This window comes from Streptomyces sp. 184 (genome assembly GCF_045781775.1).
Classification (GTDB): Bacteria; Actinomycetota; Actinomycetes; order Streptomycetales; family Streptomycetaceae; genus Streptomyces.
In genome coordinates this window covers 1,090,576-1,108,028 of record NZ_CP123230.1, presented here as the reverse complement: position 1 = coordinate 1,108,028, position 17,453 = coordinate 1,090,576, and the positions used below count along the sequence as shown (strand labels likewise).

The 17,453-nt window shown below is 73.8% G+C and carries 17 protein-coding genes; 12 read left to right on the top strand and 5 right to left on the bottom strand.

The genetic code is table 11. The annotated features are described in order from the left end of the window. Positions 1 to 51: 51 nt before the first annotated feature. Positions 52 to 1,494 (bottom strand): NAD(P)H-quinone dehydrogenase, encoded by a 1,443-nt coding sequence (locus QBL21_RS04925; RefSeq protein WP_407560741.1) that lies wholly within the window; start codon positions 1,492 to 1,494, stop codon positions 52 to 54. Between the two features lie 98 nt (positions 1,495 to 1,592). Between QBL21_RS04925 and QBL21_RS04920 the strand changes: the two genes are divergently transcribed. Next, positions 1,593 to 2,399 carry a purine-nucleoside phosphorylase gene (locus QBL21_RS04920; protein WP_407560740.1) on the top strand — a complete coding sequence of 269 codons (807 nt, stop codon included), beginning with the start codon at positions 1,593 to 1,595 and terminating at the stop codon, positions 2,397 to 2,399. A 216-nt stretch (positions 2,400 to 2,615) separates the two neighbouring features. Then, entirely contained in the window at positions 2,616 to 4,256 is a 1,641-nt protein-coding gene (locus QBL21_RS04915; RefSeq protein ID WP_407566308.1) for a phospho-sugar mutase, read from the top strand. A 75-nt stretch (positions 4,257 to 4,331) separates the two neighbouring features. On the opposite strand, the gene QBL21_RS04910 is transcribed toward QBL21_RS04915, so the two are convergent. Beyond that, positions 4,332 to 5,015, bottom strand: coding sequence for a PH domain-containing protein (locus QBL21_RS04910; RefSeq protein WP_407560739.1), 684 nt, complete (start codon positions 5,013 to 5,015; stop codon positions 4,332 to 4,334). Positions 5,016 to 5,143: 128 nt separating this feature from the next. Between QBL21_RS04910 and deoC the strand changes: the two genes are divergently transcribed. The 3 genes from deoC to QBL21_RS04895 are packed head-to-tail and all read left to right on the top strand — an operon-like array spanning position 5,144 to position 8,465. After that, the gene (gene deoC / locus QBL21_RS04905) at positions 5,144 to 6,112 is read left to right on the top strand and encodes a deoxyribose-phosphate aldolase (RefSeq protein WP_407566307.1); all 969 of its coding nucleotides are present in this window, start codon (positions 5,144 to 5,146) and stop codon (positions 6,110 to 6,112) included. Positions 6,113 to 6,129: 17 nt separating this feature from the next. Next, entirely contained in the window at positions 6,130 to 7,572 is a 1,443-nt protein-coding gene (locus tag QBL21_RS04900; protein WP_407560738.1) for an aldehyde dehydrogenase family protein, read from the top strand. Next, positions 7,569 to 8,465: an aldehyde dehydrogenase family protein gene (locus QBL21_RS04895; RefSeq protein ID WP_407560737.1), complete on the top strand. Its 897-nt coding sequence runs from the start codon at positions 7,569 to 7,571 to the stop codon at positions 8,463 to 8,465. Before QBL21_RS04900 ends, QBL21_RS04895 begins: the two co-directional genes overlap by 4 nt. Before the next feature lie 419 nt (positions 8,466 to 8,884). Here the strand turns inward: QBL21_RS04895 and QBL21_RS04890 are convergent, their stop codons facing one another. Further along, positions 8,885 to 9,763 carry a SigE family RNA polymerase sigma factor gene (locus tag QBL21_RS04890; protein ID WP_407560736.1) on the bottom strand — a complete coding sequence of 293 codons (879 nt, stop codon included), beginning with the start codon at positions 9,761 to 9,763 and terminating at the stop codon, positions 8,885 to 8,887. Between the two features lie 213 nt (positions 9,764 to 9,976). Between QBL21_RS04890 and QBL21_RS04885 the strand changes: the two genes are divergently transcribed. The 6 genes from QBL21_RS04885 to QBL21_RS04860 all read left to right on the top strand — a co-directional run bounded on the left by QBL21_RS04885 (position 9,977) and on the right by QBL21_RS04860 (position 14,717). Continuing rightward, positions 9,977 to 10,654, top strand: coding sequence for a response regulator (locus QBL21_RS04885; RefSeq protein ID WP_407560735.1), 678 nt, complete (start codon positions 9,977 to 9,979; stop codon positions 10,652 to 10,654). Then, positions 10,651 to 12,192, top strand: coding sequence for an ATP-binding protein (locus QBL21_RS04880; RefSeq protein WP_407560733.1), 1,542 nt, complete (start codon positions 10,651 to 10,653; stop codon positions 12,190 to 12,192). Before QBL21_RS04885 ends, QBL21_RS04880 begins: the two co-directional genes overlap by 4 nt. Continuing rightward, complete coding sequence (locus QBL21_RS04875; protein ID WP_407560732.1) at positions 12,189 to 12,782, top strand: hypothetical protein; 594 nt, start codon at positions 12,189 to 12,191, stop codon at positions 12,780 to 12,782. Before QBL21_RS04880 ends, QBL21_RS04875 begins: the two co-directional genes overlap by 4 nt. 53 nt (positions 12,783 to 12,835) lie before the next feature. Beyond that, complete coding sequence (locus QBL21_RS04870) at positions 12,836 to 13,753, top strand: DUF6891 domain-containing protein (protein ID WP_407560731.1); 918 nt, start codon at positions 12,836 to 12,838, stop codon at positions 13,751 to 13,753. A gap of 78 nt (positions 13,754 to 13,831) precedes the next feature. Continuing rightward, positions 13,832 to 14,422 (top strand): VanZ family protein, encoded by a 591-nt coding sequence (locus QBL21_RS04865; RefSeq protein WP_407560730.1) that lies wholly within the window; start codon positions 13,832 to 13,834, stop codon positions 14,420 to 14,422. Between the two features lie 91 nt (positions 14,423 to 14,513). Further along, positions 14,514 to 14,717 carry a PspC domain-containing protein gene (locus QBL21_RS04860; protein ID WP_407560729.1) on the top strand — a complete coding sequence of 68 codons (204 nt, stop codon included), beginning with the start codon at positions 14,514 to 14,516 and terminating at the stop codon, positions 14,715 to 14,717. Positions 14,718 to 14,793: 76 nt separating this feature from the next. On the opposite strand, the gene QBL21_RS04855 is transcribed toward QBL21_RS04860, so the two are convergent. After that, a complete protein-coding gene (locus QBL21_RS04855) occupies positions 14,794 to 15,075 on the bottom strand; it encodes a hypothetical protein (protein ID WP_407560728.1) in 282 nt (93 codons plus the stop codon). Positions 15,076 to 15,251: 176 nt separating this feature from the next. Next, positions 15,252 to 16,403 (bottom strand): adenosine deaminase, encoded by a 1,152-nt coding sequence (locus tag QBL21_RS04850; protein ID WP_407560727.1) that lies wholly within the window; start codon positions 16,401 to 16,403, stop codon positions 15,252 to 15,254. Positions 16,404 to 16,700: 297 nt separating this feature from the next. Here QBL21_RS04850 and QBL21_RS04845 point away from each other — a divergent pair, with 297 nt between their 5' ends. Further along, entirely contained in the window at positions 16,701 to 17,450 is a 750-nt protein-coding gene (locus tag QBL21_RS04845; RefSeq protein WP_407560726.1) for an alpha/beta hydrolase, read from the top strand. The last annotated feature ends 3 nt before the right edge of the window (positions 17,451 to 17,453 follow it).

Here is a 17,453-nt window from a genome sequence, read left to right as displayed (position 1 = left end):
CTCCGAAGGTGGTATAAGCGCTCGGTTGCCGTCACGACGGTGCTGGTCGGACTACTCGTCGCCGCCGGGTTTGCTGCCCTGGAGCTGCCGCGCGACCTCCGCGATCGAACCCGAGAGTGACGGATAAACGGTGAACGCCTTCGCGATCTGTTCGACGGTCAGATTGTTGTCGACGGCGATCGAGATGGGGTGGATCAGCTCGCTGGCCCGCGGCGCGACCACCACACCGCCCACCACGATCCCGGTGCCGGGGCGGCAGACCAGCTTCACGAATCCGTCCCGTACCCCCTGCATCTTGGCCCGCGGGTTGCGCAGCAGCGGCAGTTTCATCACCCGTGCATCAATGCGCCCCTCGTCCACATCCGACTGCTGGTATCCCACCGTCGCAATCTCCGGATCCGTGAACACATTTGCGGAGACGGTCTTCAGACGCAGCGGCGCGACCGTCTCGCCGAGGAAGTGGTACATCGCGATCCGGCCCTGCATCGCCGCCACCGAGGCGAGCGCGAAGACGCCCGTGCAGTCGCCCGCGGCGTAGATGCCCGGCGCGCTCGTACGCGACACCTTGTCGGTCCAGATGTGCCCGGAGTCCGTCAGCCGGACCCCCGCCTCCTCCAGGCCGATGCCCCGGGTGTTGGGGATCGCGCCGACCGCCATCAGGCAGTGCGAACCGGTGATCACCCGGCCGTCGTTGAGCGTCACCTCGACCCGGTCGCCGACGCGCTTGGCGCTCTGCGCGCGCGAGCGGCTCATCACGTTCATGCCGCGGCGCCGGAAGACGTCCTCCAGCACCGCCGCCGCGTCCGGATCCTCGCCCGGCAGCACCCGGTCCCGGCTGGAGACCAGCGTGACCCGCGAGCCCAGCGCCTGGTACGCGCCCGCGAACTCCGCGCCGGTGACGCCGGAGCCGACGACGATCAGCTCCTCGGGCAGCTCGTCGAGGTCGTAGACCTGCTTCCAGTTCAGGATCCGCTCGCCGTCGGGCTGCGCGTCGGGCAGCTCGCGCGGGCTGCCGCCGGTGGCGACCAGCACGGCGTCCGCGACCAGCTCCTCCTCGGCGGCCCCGGTCACGCGCACGGTGCGCGAGCCGTCCGGGGCCTGCTGCGCCGCGACGCTCGCCCGGCCGCGTACGACCCGGCCGCCGGCGCGCGTGACGCTCGTGGTGATGTCCTCGGACTGGGCCAGCGCCAGCCGCTTCACCCGGCTGTTGACCTTGCCCAGGTCCACGCCGACGACGCGGGCCGCCTGCTTCTCCGGGGGCGTGTCGTCCGCGACGATGATGCCCAGCTCCTCGTACGAGGAGTCGAAGGTGGTCATCACCTCCGCGGTGGCGATCAGCGTCTTCGACGGCACGCAGTCGGTGAGCACCGACGCACCGCCCAGGCCGTCGCAGTCGACGACCGTCACCTCCGCGCCGAGCTGCGCGGCGACGAGCGCCGCCTCGTACCCGCCTGGGCCACCACCGATGATCACGATCCGAGTCACGTACCCCATTGTCCATCGCCGGCGCCGACAGCTCCCGTGCGGGGCGGCGGGTCCCCTGTGGGGGGCCGCTTCTACGCGCGTAGGGGGTGACGGGCTACGCTCGTCGCGTGAACGCATCCTCTCCGCACGCCGCCCCCGACGCGGCGGCCGCAGCCGACCGCCTCCGCGAGCTCACCGGGGCCGAATCCCACGACGTCGCCCTCGTGATGGGCTCCGGCTGGGTGCCCGCGGCGGAAGCGCTGGGCGCGCCCGAGCACGAGCTGCGCGTCACCGACCTGCCCGGCTTCCCGCCCCCGACGGTGGAGGGCCACTCCGGGCGGATCCGCTCGTACCGGCTGGGAGACAAACGCGCGCTGGTCTTCCTCGGCCGTACGCACGTCTACGAGGGCCTCGGCGTCGCCGCCGTGGCGCACGGCGTACGCACGGCCGCGGCGGCGGGCTGCAAGACGGTGGTGCTCACCAACGGCTGCGGCGGACTGCGCGAGGGCATGCGGCCGGGCCAGCCGGTGCTGATCGGCGACCACATCAACCTCACCGCCGCCTCCCCCATCGAGGGCGCCCGCTTCGTCGACCTGACGGATCTGTACTCGCCGCGGCTGCGGGCGCTGTGCAAGCAGGTGGACCCCAGCCTGGAGGAGGGCGTCTACGCCCAGTTGCCCGGCCCGCACTACGAGACGCCGGCCGAGATCGAGATGCTCCGCCGCATCGGCGCCGACCTGGTCGGCATGTCGACGGTCCTGGAGGCCATCGCGGCCCGCGAGGCCGGCGCCGAGGTGCTGGGGATCTCGCTGGTCACGAACCTGGCGGCGGGCATGACGGGCGAGCCGCTGAGCCACGAGGAGGTCCTCCAGGCGGGCCGCGACTCGGCGGCGCGGATGGGCGGGCTGCTCGCCGAGGTGCTGCGCCGGGTGTGAGGACTGCCGGGTGGGAGGACTGCCGGGTGGGAAGGCCGCCGGGTGTGAAGACTGAAGCGGTACGCCCCGGCCGTACGCCCCGGGCGGGGCGGACCGAAGGAGAGGACGACCAGTGACCGAGGACGACCGGTGACCGCGGACCCGACCCCGGACGCCGCCGGGAACCCCGACACCGACCCCGACGCCGCCGCGCTCGCCGCCCGGGCCCGGGCCTGGCTGGCGGAGGACCCCGACCCCGACACCAGGGCAGAGCTGGACGCCCTGCTGCGGGCACAGGACACGGCGGCCCTCGCGGACCGCTTCGCCGGCACGCTCCAGTTCGGCACCGCCGGGCTGCGCGGCGAGCTGGGCGCGGGGCCGATGCGGATGAACCGGGCCGTCGTCATCCGCGCCGCCGCGGGGCTGGCCGCGTACCTGACCGAGCAGGGCGCGGGCGGCGGCCTGGTGGTCGTCGGCTACGACGCCCGGCACAAGAGCCACGCCTTCGCCGAGGACACCGCCGCCGTCATGACCGGCGCAGGCTTCCGGGCCGCCGTCCTGCCGCGCCCGCTGCCGACGCCGGTGCTGGCCTTCGCGATCCGCCACCTCGGCGCGGCCGCCGGGGTCACCGTCACCGCCAGCCACAACCCGCCGCGCGACAACGGCTACAAGGTCTACCTCGGCGGCGGCTCGCAGATCGTCCCGCCCGCCGACGCCGCGATCGCCGCGGCCATCGAGGCGGTGGGCGCGCTCGCGGACGTGCCCCGCCCGGAGGGCGGCTGGGAGGTGCTGGGCGAGGAGGTCGTGGAGGCGTACCTCGACCGGGCCGCCGCGGTCGTCGCCGCGGGCGGCCCCCGCGGCGTACGTACGGTGCACACCGCCCTGCACGGCGTCGGCGGCGCCACCCTCGCCGCCGCCTTCACCCGCGCCGGCTTCCCGGCCCCGGTGCCGGTCGCCGAGCAGGCGGAGCCGGACCCGGACTTCCCGACCGTGGCGTTCCCCAACCCGGAGGAGCCGGGGGCGATGGACCTGGCGTTCGCCACGGCCCGCAAGGCGGCCGGCGGCGACGTCGACGTGATCATCGCCAACGACCCCGACGCGGACCGCTGCGCGGTGGCCGTACCGGACGCGGGGGCGGAGGCGGGCTGGCGGATGCTGCGCGGCGACGAGGTCGGCGCCCTGCTGGCCACGTACCTCGTGCAGAAGCGGGCCGCGGGCACCTTCGCCGCCTCCATCGTCTCCTCCTCGCTCATGGGCCGGATCGCACGGGCCGCGGGCCTGCCGTACGAGGAGACGCTGACCGGCTTCAAGTGGCTGGCCCGGGTCGACGGCCTGCGCTACGCCTACGAGGAAGCCCTCGGCTACTGCGTCGACCCCGACGGCGTCCGCGACAAGGACGGCATCACCGCCGCCCTGCTCGTCGCCGAACTGACCGCGGAACTGAAGGCGGCCGGACGTACGCTCCAGGACCTCCTGGACGACATCGCGGTGGAGCACGGCCTGCACGCCACCGACCAGCTCTCCGTCCGCGTAGACGACCTGGACGTGATCGCGGCGGCCATGCGGCGCCTGCGCACGTCCCCGCCGCGGTCGGCGGCCGGCCTGCGGGTGACGCTGGCGGAGGACCTGGCCAAGGGCACCGCGGACCTGCCGCCGACGGACGGCCTGCGCTACACCCTGGCGGGCAGCGACGACCGGGGCGTGGCGGCGGCCCGGGTGATCGTCCGCCCGAGCGGCACGGAGCCGAAGCTGAAGTGCTACCTGGAGGCGGTGGTCCCGGTGCCGACCGGCCACCCCGGCCTGCCGGCGGCGCGGGCGACGGCGGCGGAGATCCTGGCGGACCTGAAGTCGGCCCTGTCGACGGCCGCGGGGCTCTGACGCGGGCGCGAAGGCGCACGGCGGCCCGGCAGCACGCGGGCCGGGCCCGTTCGCGCCGCTCCGGGCCCGGGCCCGTCAGCCCACGGCGATGGCGATGATCAGGGCCACGGTTCCCGCGATCGCCGGGGCCACGATCTCGTACGCCCACCGCACCGACACCGGCCCCTGCGCGCCCTCTCGGTCGGCGTACGTGTGAGCCAGCTCGCGCAGTTCGCGGATCGACTTGTCGGCGGTCGGCGTCAGGTCGTCCGACGTGAGGTCGAGGCTGCTCGCGCCCGTGCCGCCGGGGCGGCGCATCGCCGGGTCCGACAGCTCGGTGCGGCTGGACGGGCTGAACAGCCCGCCGCCGCCCGCCGCGCGGTCCCGGCGGCGGTTGGCCTTCTTGCGGGCGCGCAGCGAGACGGGGATGGCCCACATCTGGTACGTGGCGTCCTCGGTGACGACCTCGCTGGAGTAGCCCGCCCGGATCTCCTCGACCCTCGCCCACGGGACCACGATCGTGCGGAACGGGTTGCGCACCCGCAGCCGCTCCTCGCCCGCGTACACCACCGGCCGCAGCGTCAGCGCCACCGCGAGCGGTACCCCCGCGACCAGCGCGGCCACCGCGATCGCCCGCGCCTGGCCGCTGCCGCGGACCAGGGCGTCGGCGCCGAGCCAGCCGCCGAGGGCGAGCAGCAGGACGCCGGCGGCGATGCCGGCGACGGAGCGGTAGGCGCGGTCGGCGTATTTCGGCTTGGCGGCCTGGGAGTCCTTGCTCATGCCGCCGATTCTGCCGGACGGTCCGGATTCCGGACATCGCACCGGTATTGCGGAACCGCATCGATCCGGCGGGTCCGTACGCCCTCTCCCCGGGACGCTACGCGGGTAGATATGCTCGTCTGGTGACCATGCCCCGCATACCCACCGCAGCCGCGGACCCGCCCGCGTCCCTCGCGGACGTCACGGCCTCCGACGGCGCGCTCCGCCGCTTCCTGCACGGTCTGCCCGGCGTCGACCCGGTCGGTCTGGAGGCCCGCGCCGCCGCCCTGGGCACCCGCTCCATCAAGACCACGGCCAAGGCGTACGCCCTGGACCTGGCGGTCTCGATGATCGACCTGACGACGCTGGAGGGCTCCGACACCCCCGGCAAGGTGCGCTCGCTGTGCGCCAAGGCCCGCACCCCCGACCCGACGGACCGGACGACGCCCGAGGTCGCGGCCGTCTGCGTCTACCCGGACCTGGCCGCCGTCGCCGCCGAGGCGCTGGCGGGCTCCGGCGTGAAGGTCGCCTCGGTGGCCACCGCCTTCCCCTCCGGGCGGTCGTCGCTGGAGGTGAAGCTCGCCGACACCCGCGCGGCGCTGGCCGCGGGCGCGGACGAGATCGACATGGTCATCGACCGCGGCGCGTTCCTCGCGGGCCGCTATCTGGAGGTGTACGAGCAGATCCGCGCGGTGCGGCAGGCCGCGACCGGCGCCCGGCTGAAGGTGATCTTCGAGACCGGCGAGCTGTCCACGTACGACAACATCCGGCGGGCGAGCTGGCTCGGCATGCTGGCCGGCGCCGACTTCATCAAGACCTCGACCGGCAAGGTCGGCGTGAACGCCACCCCCGCCAACACCCTGGTGCTGCTCGAAGCCGTCCGGGACTACCGCGCGGCCACCGGCGTGCAGGTCGGCGTGAAGCCGGCGGGCGGCATCCGCACGGCCAAGGACGCGGTGAAGTTCCTGGTGCTGGTGAACGAGACGGCCGGCGACGACTGGCTGGACAACCGCTGGTTCCGCTTCGGCGCCTCCAGCCTGCTCAACGACCTGCTCATGCAGCGGCAGAAGCTGCGCACCGGCCGCTACTCCGGCCCCGACTACGTGACCGTGGACTAGAGGGGGACCGAGAACGAATGACCGCTGATCACAAGCTCTTCGCCTACGCGCCCGCGCCCGAGTCCCGCTCGGTCGTCGACATCGCGCCCAGCTACGGCCTGTTCATCGACGGCGAGTTCACCGAGGCCGCCGACGGCAAGGTCTTCAAGTCCGTCGCCCCGGCGACCGAGGAGGTGCTCTCCGAGGTCGCGCGGGCCGGCGAGGCGGACGTCGAGCGGGCGGTCGCCGCCGCCCGCCGGGCGTTCACCTCCTGGTCGGCGCTGCCCGGCGCGGAGCGCGGCAAGTACCTGTTCCGTATCGCACGCATCCTCCAGGAGCGCTCGCGCGAGCTGGCCGTGCTGGAGACGCTGGACAACGGCAAGCCGATCCGCGAGACGCGGGACGCCGACCTGCCGCTGGTCGCCGCGCACTTCTTCTACTACGCCGGCTGGGCCGACAAGCTCGGCTACGCCGGCTTCGGCCAGGACCCCAAGCCGGTGGGCGTCGCCGGCCAGGTCATCCCGTGGAACTTCCCGCTGCTGATGCTGGCCTGGAAGATCGCCCCGGCGCTGGCCTGCGGCAACACGGTGGTGCTCAAGCCCGCCGAGACCACCCCGCTGTCCGCGCTGTTCTTCGCCGACATCTGCCGCCAGGCCGGGCTGCCCAAGGGCGTGGTCAACATCCTCCCCGGCTACGGGGACGCGGGCGCGGCGCTCGTCGCGCACCCGGACGTCGACAAGGTCGCGTTCACCGGCTCCACCGCCGTCGGCAAGGAGATCGCCCGCGCCGTCGCCGGCACGGACAAGCGGCTCACGCTGGAGCTGGGCGGCAAGGGCGCCAACATCGTCTTCGACGACGCGGCGATCGACCAGGCCGTCGAGGGCATCGTCGGCGGCATCTTCTTCAACCAGGGCCAGGTGTGCTGCGCCGGCTCCCGGCTCCTCGTCCAGGAGTCGGTGGCCGACGAGCTGCTGGAGTCGCTGAAGCGGCGGCTCGGCACGCTGCGGCTGGGCGACCCGCTGGACAAGAACACCGACATCGGCGCCATCAACTCCGCCGAGCAGCTCGCCCGGATCACGGAGCTGGCGGACGCCGGCGACGCGGAGGGCGCGCAGCGCTGGACGGCGCCGTGCGAACTGCCCGGCAGCGGCTACTGGTTCGCGCCGACGCTCTTCACCGGCGTCACGCAGGCGCACCGGATCGCGCGCGAGGAGGTCTTCGGCCCGGTGCTGTCGGTGCTGACGTTCCGTACCCCCGCCGAGGCGGTCGCGAAGGCCAACAACACCCCCTACGGGCTGTCCGCCGGGGTGTGGACCGAGAAGGGCTCGCGGATCCTGGCGGTGGCCGACCGGCTGCGCGCGGGCGTCGTGTGGGCGAACACGTTCAACAAGTTCGATCCGACCTCGCCGTTCGGCGGCTACAAGGAGTCGGGCTTCGGCCGCGAGGGCGGTCGCCACGGGCTGGAGGCGTACCTGCGATGACACAGGCGGATGCGAGGCTGTCGGTCCTCAAGACCTACAAGCTGTACGTGGGCGGGAAGTTCCCCCGCTCGGAGAGCGGGCGGGTGTACGAGGTGTCCGACGCCAAGGGACGCTGGCTGGCCAACGCGCCCCGGTCCTCCCGCAAGGACGCCCGCGACGCGGTGGTCGCCGCCCGCAAGGCCGTCGCCGGCTGGTCCGGCGCCACGGCGTACAACCGCGGCCAGGTGCTCTACCGGGTGGCGGAGATGCTCCAGGGGCGGCGCGAGCAGTACGTCGCGGAGGTCGCCGAGGCCGAAGGGCTGTCGAAGGCCAAGTCGGCGGCGCAGGTGGACGCGGCGATCGACCGCTGGGTCTGGTACGCGGGGTGGACCGACAAGGTGGCCCAGGTCACCGGCGGCGGAAACCCGGTCGCCGGGCCGTACTTCAACCTCTCCGCGCCGGAGCCCACGGGCGTCGTCGCGGTCGTCGCACCGCAGGAGTCGGCGCTGCTGGGCCTGGTGTCGGTGCTCGCCCCGGTGATCGCCACGGGCAACGCGGCGGTGGTCGTCGCCGCCGAGGAGCGGCCCCTGCCGGCGCTGTCGCTGGGGGAGGTGCTGGCCACGTCGGACGTGCCGGGCGGCGTCGTCAACGTGCTCTCGGGCCGTACCGCCGAGATCGCCCCGACGCTGGCCGCGCACCAGGACGTCAACGCCATCGACCTGACGGGCGCGGACGCGGAGCTGGCGCGGGAGCTGGAGGTCGCGGCGGCGGACAACCTGAAGCGGGTGCTGCGCCCGGCGCCGCCGTACGACTGGACGGCGGACCCGGGGACGGGGCGGCTGACGGCGTTCCTGGAGACGAAGACGGTCTGGCACCCGACGGGCAGCCTGGGCGTCAGCGGCTCGGCGTACTGACGGCCTCCCGGCCGGGGCGGCGGGGCGTACGGGACGAGGGCGCGGACGGCCCCGACCACGCGGCTGCGCGCCTGCCGTCCTGGCGGGTTTACGGGCAGGGGCGGGCACCACGGGGCGCGGCCACGCTCGCGCGGCCCGTCGCCGCGCCCGGCCCGGCCGCCGGTGCTCGGCTCGCCGGCCCGGGGTGCGCGGAAGACCGCGCACCCCGTACACGAACCGGGGCCGGACGCACCCCCCGCGCGTCCGGCCCCGACTCGTCCCCCGATCCCCCCGAGTCCTGACGGGCACCCCCCGGCCCCGTACGGTCTCGCGGTCTTTCCCCCCGTTCCCCCGTTATCCCCCGGATTCCCCCGATCCCCCGATCCCCCGTTTTTCCCCTCCCGTGGCCCCAGGTCCCCCCGTCCCTGGTCATCGGCCCCTCAGGCCACGAGCTCCTCGAACGACTCGTCCCGGTCCCGCCCGAAGCTCAGCGCCTCGTCGTCGCGCAGCCGGCGCAGCGAGCGCCAGATGCTGCTCTTGACGGTCCCCACGCTGATCCCCAGCACGTCGGCGATCTCCGGGTCGGTCCTGCCCTCGTAGTAGCGCAGCACGAGCATCGTGCGCTGCATCTCGGGCAGCCGCGCCAGCGCCTGCCAGAGCACCGTGCGCAGCTCCGTGCCGCGCATGGCGTCCGACTCCCCCGGCGCCTCGGGGAGTTCCTCGGTCGGGTACTCCGCGAGCTTGCGCCGGCGCCAGGCGCTGATGTGCAGGTTCGTCATCGTACGGCGGAGGTAGCCCCCCACCGCCGCCTTGTCGCTGATCCGGTCCCAGGCCCGGTAGGTGGAGAACAGCGCGCTCTGGAGCAGGTCCTCCGCCTCGAACCGGTCGCCGGTCAGGTGGTAGGCGGTGGCGTACAGAGAGGCGCGCCGCTCGGCGACGTAGGCGGTGAACGCCGCGGTGCTGTCTGCCTCCGCGGCGGCCCCGGCCTGCGCGCCGGTCGGTTCCCCCGACACCTCTCCGTACGCTGTCCTGCCCCCGCCATCCCTCCCGGCCTTCCCCCCGGTGTTCCCCCCCGGGTCCGCGGTCGGCCCGGTCTCCGCCGGCTGTACGCCGGTCCCCCCGGTTCCCGTGCTGCCCGCGATCGCGACCATGTAAGAAGGACGACGCCCGGCGCCGCGACCGCACCCCCGCGCGTTCGCGGCACCGGACTCCCCCGTCCCACGCGAGGCGCGGGCGGGAGCCATCCCCTCAGCACTTCCCCCCTTGGCGTGCAGGCGTGTGTGAACCGCTGCGCTGGTGGTGTCGTGCAGTGCGTTCATCTCACGCCCCCCGTCGGTGGAGTCTGCCTCGGTCGGCTTTTCCGTGCCGGGCTTGCCCGACGTCCAGAATCCTGGTGCCCCGACTTCATGGCGCTGTCCGCCGACTGTCACAGGCGTGCAACAGGGGATCGGTGCCCCTTACAGCGGCCCTTCCCACAGGCCGTGATGACGGCGAACTCGCCCCTTCCGGCCCGCCCTGCCAGAATGACCCGCGTGCCTTCTCTGTTGCTGATCGAGGACGACGACGCCATCCGCACGGCGCTGGAGATGTCCCTCTCCCGCCAGGGCCACCGCGTGACCACCGCGGCGACCGGTGAGGACGGGCTGAAGCTGCTGCGCGAGCAGCGGCCCGACCTGATCGTGCTGGACGTCATGCTGCCGGGCATCGACGGCTTCGAGGTGTGCCGCCGCATCCGGCGCGCCGACCAACTGCCGATCATCCTGCTGACCGCACGCAGCGACGACATCGACGTGGTGGTCGGGCTGGAGTCGGGCGCCGACGACTACGTCGTCAAGCCCGTGCAGGGACGCGTGCTGGACGCCCGTATCCGCGCGGTGCTGCGCCGCGGCGAGCGGGAGACGACCGACTCGGCCACCTATGGAAACGTCGTCATCGACCGCTCGGCGATGACGGTCACCAAGGACGGCGAGCATCTGCAACTGACGCCGACGGAGTTGCGGTTGCTGCTGGAGCTGAGCCGCCGGCCCGGCCAGGCGCTCTCCCGTCAGCAGTTGCTGCAACTCGTCTGGGAGCACGACTACCTCGGCGATTCCCGGCTGGTCGACGCCTGTGTGCAGCGGCTGCGCGCGAAGGTCGAGGACGTGCCGTCGGCGCCGACCCTCATCAAGACCGTCCGCGGTGTGGGCTACCGGCTGGATCCGCCCTCGTGAGTCCGGGCCCCTCCGACACGCAGGGGCGGCGGGGGCTCGTACGCGGCTGGGCGGCGGGGCTGCTGCGCTGGATCAGCCTGCGACTGCGTCTGGTCATCGTGTTCGCGCTGGTGGCCCTGGTGTCGGCGGTGTCGGTGGCCGGCATCGCGTACTGGCTGAACCGGGACTCGGTGCTCACCCGCACCCAGGACGCGTCGCTGAAGGACTTCCGGGAGTCGCTGGAGGACGAGAGCGGCGAGCTGGACCTGCGCGCCGGCTGTACGGATCTCGGCAAGGCCGCGCGGCGGCTGTCGAGCACCACGCAGAACTTCGACGTGATACTGATCGCCGCCGGCAGCGCCGACAAGCCCGGCTGCGTGGAGCGCTCCGACTCGTCGTTCAGCCTGCACGACGTGCCCGAGCCGCTGAAGTCCGCGGTCGACCAGCGGCGCGACGACGGCAAGTGGCCGTACCACCTGTACTGGCAGCGGGTGACGATGGACGGCACGCCGTACCTCGTCGGCGGCGCCCGGGTGATCGGCACCGACTGGACCGGCTACATGTTCAAGTCCCTGGACCCCGAGCGCCGGGACCTCAACTCGCTGGCCTGGTCGCTGGGCATCGCCACGGGCCTGTCGCTGATCGGCTCCGCGCTGCTGGCGCAGGGCGCCGCGTCCACGGTGCTGCGTCCCGTGCAGCGGCTCGGCGAGGCGGCTCGGCGGCTCGGCGAGGGCAAGCTCGACACCCGGCTGCGGGTGACCGGCACCGACGAGCTGGCCGACCTGTCGCGGACGTTCAACCAGACCGCGGAGCGGCTCCAGCAGCGGGTGGAGGAGCTGAGCGAGCGGGAGAAGTCCAGCCGGCGCTTCGTGGCGGACATGTCGCACGAGCTGCGTACGCCGCTGACCGCGATGACCGCGGTGTCCGAGGTGCTGGAGGAGGAGCAGGAGAACCTGGACCCGATGATCGCGCCCGCGGTGCAGCTCGTGGTGCAGGAGACCCGGCGGCTGAACGACCTGGTGGAGAACCTGATGGAGGTGACCCGCTTCGACGCCGGCACCGCCCGGCTCGTCCTCGACGACGTGGACGTCTCCGACCTGGTCACCGCCTGCATCGACGCCCGCGCCTGGCTGGACGCGGTGGAGCTGGACGCCGACCGCGGCATCGTCGCGCGCCTGGACCCGCGGCGCCTCGACGTGATCCTCGCCAACCTCATCGGAAACGCACTCAAGCACGGCGGCTCCCCCGTGCGGGTGTCAGTGCACACCACGGCGGACGCGCCCGGCTCCGGCGATCTGGTCATCGAGGTCAAGGACAACGGCCCCGGCATCCCCGCCGAAGTGCTGCCGCACGTCTTCGACCGGTTCTACAAGGCCGACACCGCACGGCCGCGCTCCGACGGCAGCGGCCTCGGGCTGTCCATCGCGGTGGAGAGCGCCCGCATCCACGGCGGTACGATCACCGCGGCCAACGACCCGGCGGGCGGGGCGGTGTTCACGCTGCGGCTGCCGCGGGACTCGTCGGCGGCGGCGGAGGCCCTGGAGCAGGAGGACGAGTGAGGGCGGCAGCCTCGAACCGGCGGGTCTTCGCGGCGCTGGCGGTGGTCGCGGTGGTCGCCGTCGCGGCGCTGGCCACCGGGTGCGGGATCCGGCCCACCTCCGTGCCGGTGGACGCCGGCAGCGCGCCGTCGCGGGCCGAGTGCGCGCCGGGCGGCCCGTCGCCGGCGGCGAGCCCGGCGGACGGCGAGACGCTGCGGGCGGTGTACCTGGTGTGCGGTGCGCAGTTGGCGCCGGTGCCCCGCCGCGTCCCCGACGAGCTGTCAGGGGCGGCGCTGGCGGCGCGGCTGCTGGCGGAGCTGGAGCGGGAGCCCAGCGAGGACGAGGAGCAGGCCGGCTACTCCACCGCCGTCTCCGGGCTGCGGGTGGCGGACGGGCGGTCCGGGGATCCGGCGGGCACGGTGCGGCTGAGCCGGGATCCGCAGGGGCTGGGGTCGCCGATGCTGGCGCAGTTGGTGTGTACGTACGCGGTGGGCGAGGACCGCGAGGCGGTGCTGGCGGGGCCGGGCGCGGGGGACGACCCGTACACGTACCGCTGCACCGACGACGCGCTGCGGACGCCGGAGAACACCGTCGGCGAGCCTGTGACCTGAGCGTTTCCGATCCGCGCGGGCCGGTGTCAGAGGCGTGTGCCAGAGTCTTGCGCATGTTGGGGATCGTGGTGAAGACGGAGAACGGCGAGCGGCATGTGCGCGTGTCCGCGGCGGAGTTGGCGGGGCTGGTCCGGCGGCTGGGCGGTGCCGACGACCACTTCCTGGTGCTCCAGCGGATTCCCGACCTGCCCGACTTCTTCGCCCAGGTCTGGCACGACGCCGGCGGCGACTACGCGGTGGAGTACCGCGACGGCGGCGCCCACCGGCACTTCCGGGCGTCGGCCGGCGATCCCGAGGCGGCGATCGCGGCGCTGACCGGCTGGGCCCGCCAGGAGGACGGCTGGCGGGCCGGGCTGGCGTGGTCGCCCGCGGACCTCGGCCCGGCGCCCGCGGTGCCGCCGCTCGATCTGGCCGAGGAGGATCGCAGGAAGCTGGAGAAGCGCGTCCGGGAGGTGCTGGCCGCGGGGTACGCGACCCGTGACGAGGTGGCCGAGTGCGCCGAGGAGTATCTCGTGACCGAGGACCGCCGGCCCGTCTCGGCCCCGCAGGCGCGGGCGCTGGCCGACCGGCTGTGGCTGGAGCGGGTCGCCGAGCAGGCCGGCTGGCGGGGCGAGACCGACCCGGAGCGGCTGACCGGCGCGTTCACCGCCCTGCAAGAGGCCGGTATCACCGCCCGTGAGCACTTCGCCTGCTGCCGCAGTTGCGGCAACGCCGAGATAGGCGGGGCGGGCGGGCCGGACGCGCGCGGCTTCGTCTACTTCATCTACCAGTCCTCGGAGTCCGCGGCGGCGGAGGGCGGGCTGATGCTCTACTACGGCGGCTTCGACGGCTCGTCCGAGACCACCGCGGCCGTCGGGCACGAGGTCGTGGCCGCCCTCGCGGGAGCCGGGCTGCGGACCGAGTGGGACGGCGATCCGGGCCAGGCGATATACGTGGCCGGCCTGGACTGGCGCCGCCGCCTGGTCGGCTAGGCCCGCTCCGCACCGAAGATCACACTCCGGCGGCGGCCGGCGGGAACCGTACGGGTCGGTAGCCGCGTCCTTGCCTGCGTGCAGCGCCATGCGAAGGGCGGAACGGCCGCCCTGAGATTCCGGGTGGCCGGCGTTGTCCTCCTAGTCCTGCATCTGATCGCAGTCTGGTGGTTTACGCTCCGCCCCAACGCCGTGCCGTGGGTTGACGCGGCGAACCTGCGACCCTTCACGACGATCCGGGCCGAGTTCGACGAGGACCCCTGGTCGGCGCTGCGGAACTTCACCGAGTCGCTGCTCGCGCTGGCGCCGGCGGGGGTGCTGCTGCCGCTGGCCCGCGGCCGGCTGCGGGCGTCGGCGGCGGGGTCGTTCGCCCGTACCGTCTTCGCGGGGGCGATGCTGGCGCTGGTCGTCGAACTGCTGAAGACGACGGTACCGGGACAGGTCGCGAACGTGGACACGATGCTGCTCTCCATCCTGGGGATAGCGCTGGCGCACCTGGTGGTGGTCCCGGCCACGCGGGCGAGGCTGCGCCGGCGGCACCCCGCGGGCCGCGCGGCGGGCGCGGCGCACGCCGAGCAGGCGGCCGGGGTGGGGGAAGCGGAGCCCGCGGGGGACGGGGCGGCTCAGGGCCCGACCCCGAGAATCCCCAGGGTCGAGATCGCCCCGTAGGGCGACGTTTCGTCCGGCTTGTGCGCCTACGGTGGAATTACCGGCCCACACGATCCGGGCCGCGACCGCCGACCCGAGGAGTGACGCAGCCATGGCCATGCCGACGAGACCACGCGACGGCAGGATGATCGCCGGAGTGTGCGCGGGCCTGGCCCGGCGCTTCGGCACGACGCCCACGACGGTGCGGGTCGTCTTCGTGGTGTCCTGCCTGCTGCCGGGCCCGCAGTTCCTGCTCTACCTGGCGCTCTGGGTGATGATGCCGAGCGAGGAGAAGGCGCACAGCCCGGCCTGGTGAGGCCGGACTCCCAAAACGCAGAGCCGGGGCCGGCATCCGCGATGGATGCCGGCCCCGGCTTCGGTGCGTACAGGCGTCAGATCGGCAGGACGCCCGCGGGGAGCACGCCGGTCAGGGCGCCGAGCTGACCGAGCTGGCCGAGGCCCGGGGGCTGGACGTTGGCGGCGCCGTTGGGGGCCCCGGCCGGGGTGCCGTTGTTGCTGGCCAGTTGGGAGCCGGTGACCGACTCCAGCGGGGAGGTCAGTTGACCGACCGGGTCGGGCAGGCCGGGGACGGGTACGGCGGAGGCGGTGCCCGCCCCGGCGACGGCGAAGGCGGCGCCGAGCAGTGCGGTACCGACGAACTTGCGGGTCTTCATGGAATTCAGGTCCTCGTCCTTGCGGATATCGAGCGGCAATGAGAAACGTAACCGGCCGGATATCGCCGCGGCAAAGACCGCCCCGCCGGTGCCGAAATTGGCCCGTACGGCCCCTTCTGCCGATCGTAGGACCATCGCCACACCGCCCGGTCGGCCTGAACCCGCAGGTCAGCGGGTCAGTGAAAAAGCCACTCGGACTTCAGTCCGGCATATCCGGGCTTGATGACCTCGTTGATCATCGCCAGCCTTTCATCGAAAGGAATGAAAGCCGACTTCATCGCATTGACGGTGAACCACTGCATGTCGTCCAGCGTGTAGTGGAACGTGCGCACCAGTTCCTCGAACTCGCGGCTCATGCTCGTGCCGCTCATCAGCCGGTTGTCGGTGTTGACCGTGGCCCGGAAGTACAGCCGGCGCAGCAGCCCGATGGGGTGCTCGGCGTACGAGGCGGCGGCGCCGGTCTGGAGGTTGGACGTGGGGCACAGCTCCAGCGGGATCCGCTTGTCGCGCACGTACGCCGCGAGCCTGCCGAGCTTGACCGTGCCGTCCTCGGCGACGTGGATGTCGTCGATGATCCGTACGCCGTGGCCGAGCCGGTCGGCGCCGCACCACTGGAGCGCCTGCCAGATCGACGGCAGGCCGAACGCCTCGCCGGCGTGGATGGTGAAGTGGTTGTTCTCGCGCTTCAGGTACTCGAAGGCGTCGAGGTGGCGGGTGGGCGGGAAGCCGGCCTCGGCGCCGGCGATGTCGAAGCCGACGACGCCGAGGTCGCGGTAGCGGTTGGCCAGTTCGGCGATCTCCAGCGACCGGGCGGCGTGCCGCATGGCGGTGAGCAGCGCGCCGACGCGGATGCGGCGCCCGGCGGCGTGCGCGCGCCGCTCGCCCTCGCGGAAGCCCTCGTTGACCGCCTCCACCACCTGCTCCAGGCTCAGCCCGCCCTGGAGGTGCTGCTCGGGGGCGTAGCGCACCTCGGCGTACACGACGCCGTCGGCGGCCAGGTCCTCCGCGCACTCGGCGGCGACCCGCACCAGCGCGTCGCGGGTCTGCATCACGGCGCAGGTGTGGGCGAAGGTCTCCAGATAGCGCTCCAGCGACCCGGAGTCGGCGGCGTCCCGGAACCAGGTGCCCAGCCGCTCGGGGTCGCTCTCCGGCAGGCCGGAATAGCCGGTCTCGCGGGCGATGTCGACGATGGTGCCGGGGCGGAGCCCGCCGTCGAGGTGGTCGTGGAGCAGCACCTTGGGCGCCCGCCGGATCCGCTCGGCGTCCGGCACCGCCGTCCGCCCCGCACCGGCCGCCGCGCCCCCGCCTCTGCCGTTGTCGTCCGTCATGCGGCACACCCCTTTCTCGTGACGATTTGCGCCATCCTACGCGCGTAGAGCGGTGCCCGGCGGCGGGCGCCGTGCGCGAGGGCCGAAGGGCTGTTGAGTGGGCGGTGAGGGCAGCGGGAGCGGATCGGCCCGAGGGCGGGTGGAGTCGGCGGCGAGGGTGGGGCCCCGAGGCCGGGGGGCCGGAGCCGGCTGCCGGTCGGATCGGTGGCAACTCCCCTGCGTGCGGGGCGGAGTCGGGGTGGACGGGGGCCGTGCAGACGGGTGGGCAGAGGGCCCGGCATCTGCCATCGTGCTGCCATGGCACAGGAGACCAGCGTGACCCGCCCCGCCCGGCTAGGACGCGCCACCGGGGCGCCCTCCGCGCAGGCGGTGGCGCTGCTGCTGCCCGCGGGCGAGGAGGAGAGCAGCCGGCGGCCGTCGCGCCTCGCCGCCGCCTCCGTCTGGTCGCTGGCCCGCCGCCTCGGGCGCGCCGGGCGGGCCGAAGGGCTCGTCGCGCACACCGTGCACTACCGCTGCCGCGGCTGGAACGGCGCGGCGGCCGACGCCGCGCACGACGCGGAGTGGGCGCTGGAGGAGGTCGTACGGCGGTACGGGGACGTGCCCGTGGCGCTGGTCGGCACCGACGTCGGCGGGCGCGCCGCGCTGCGCGCCGCCGGGCACGAGGCGGTCGTCTCGGTGCTGGCGCTCGCGCCGTGGCTGCCGGACGCGCAGGCGGCGGACGCCGAGCCCGTACGGCAGTTGAGCGGGCGCACCGTGCTGCTCGTGCACGGCACGGACGACGCGCGCACGGACCCGGACCTGTCGTACCGGCTGGCCGTACGGGCGAAGAAGGCCAACCGCGACGTGTGCCGCTTCGAGGTGCACTCCGACGGGCACGGGATGCACCAGCACCGGTCCGAGATCCTCGCCCTGGCCGCCGACTTCGTCATGGGTTCGCTCTTCGGCCGGCCGTACAGCCGGCCCGTCGCCGACGCGCTGGCGGCGCCGCCGCCGATCGGCCTGCGGATGCCGCTGGCCGCGGGCTTCGCGCCGGCCTCGGGGGCGTGACGA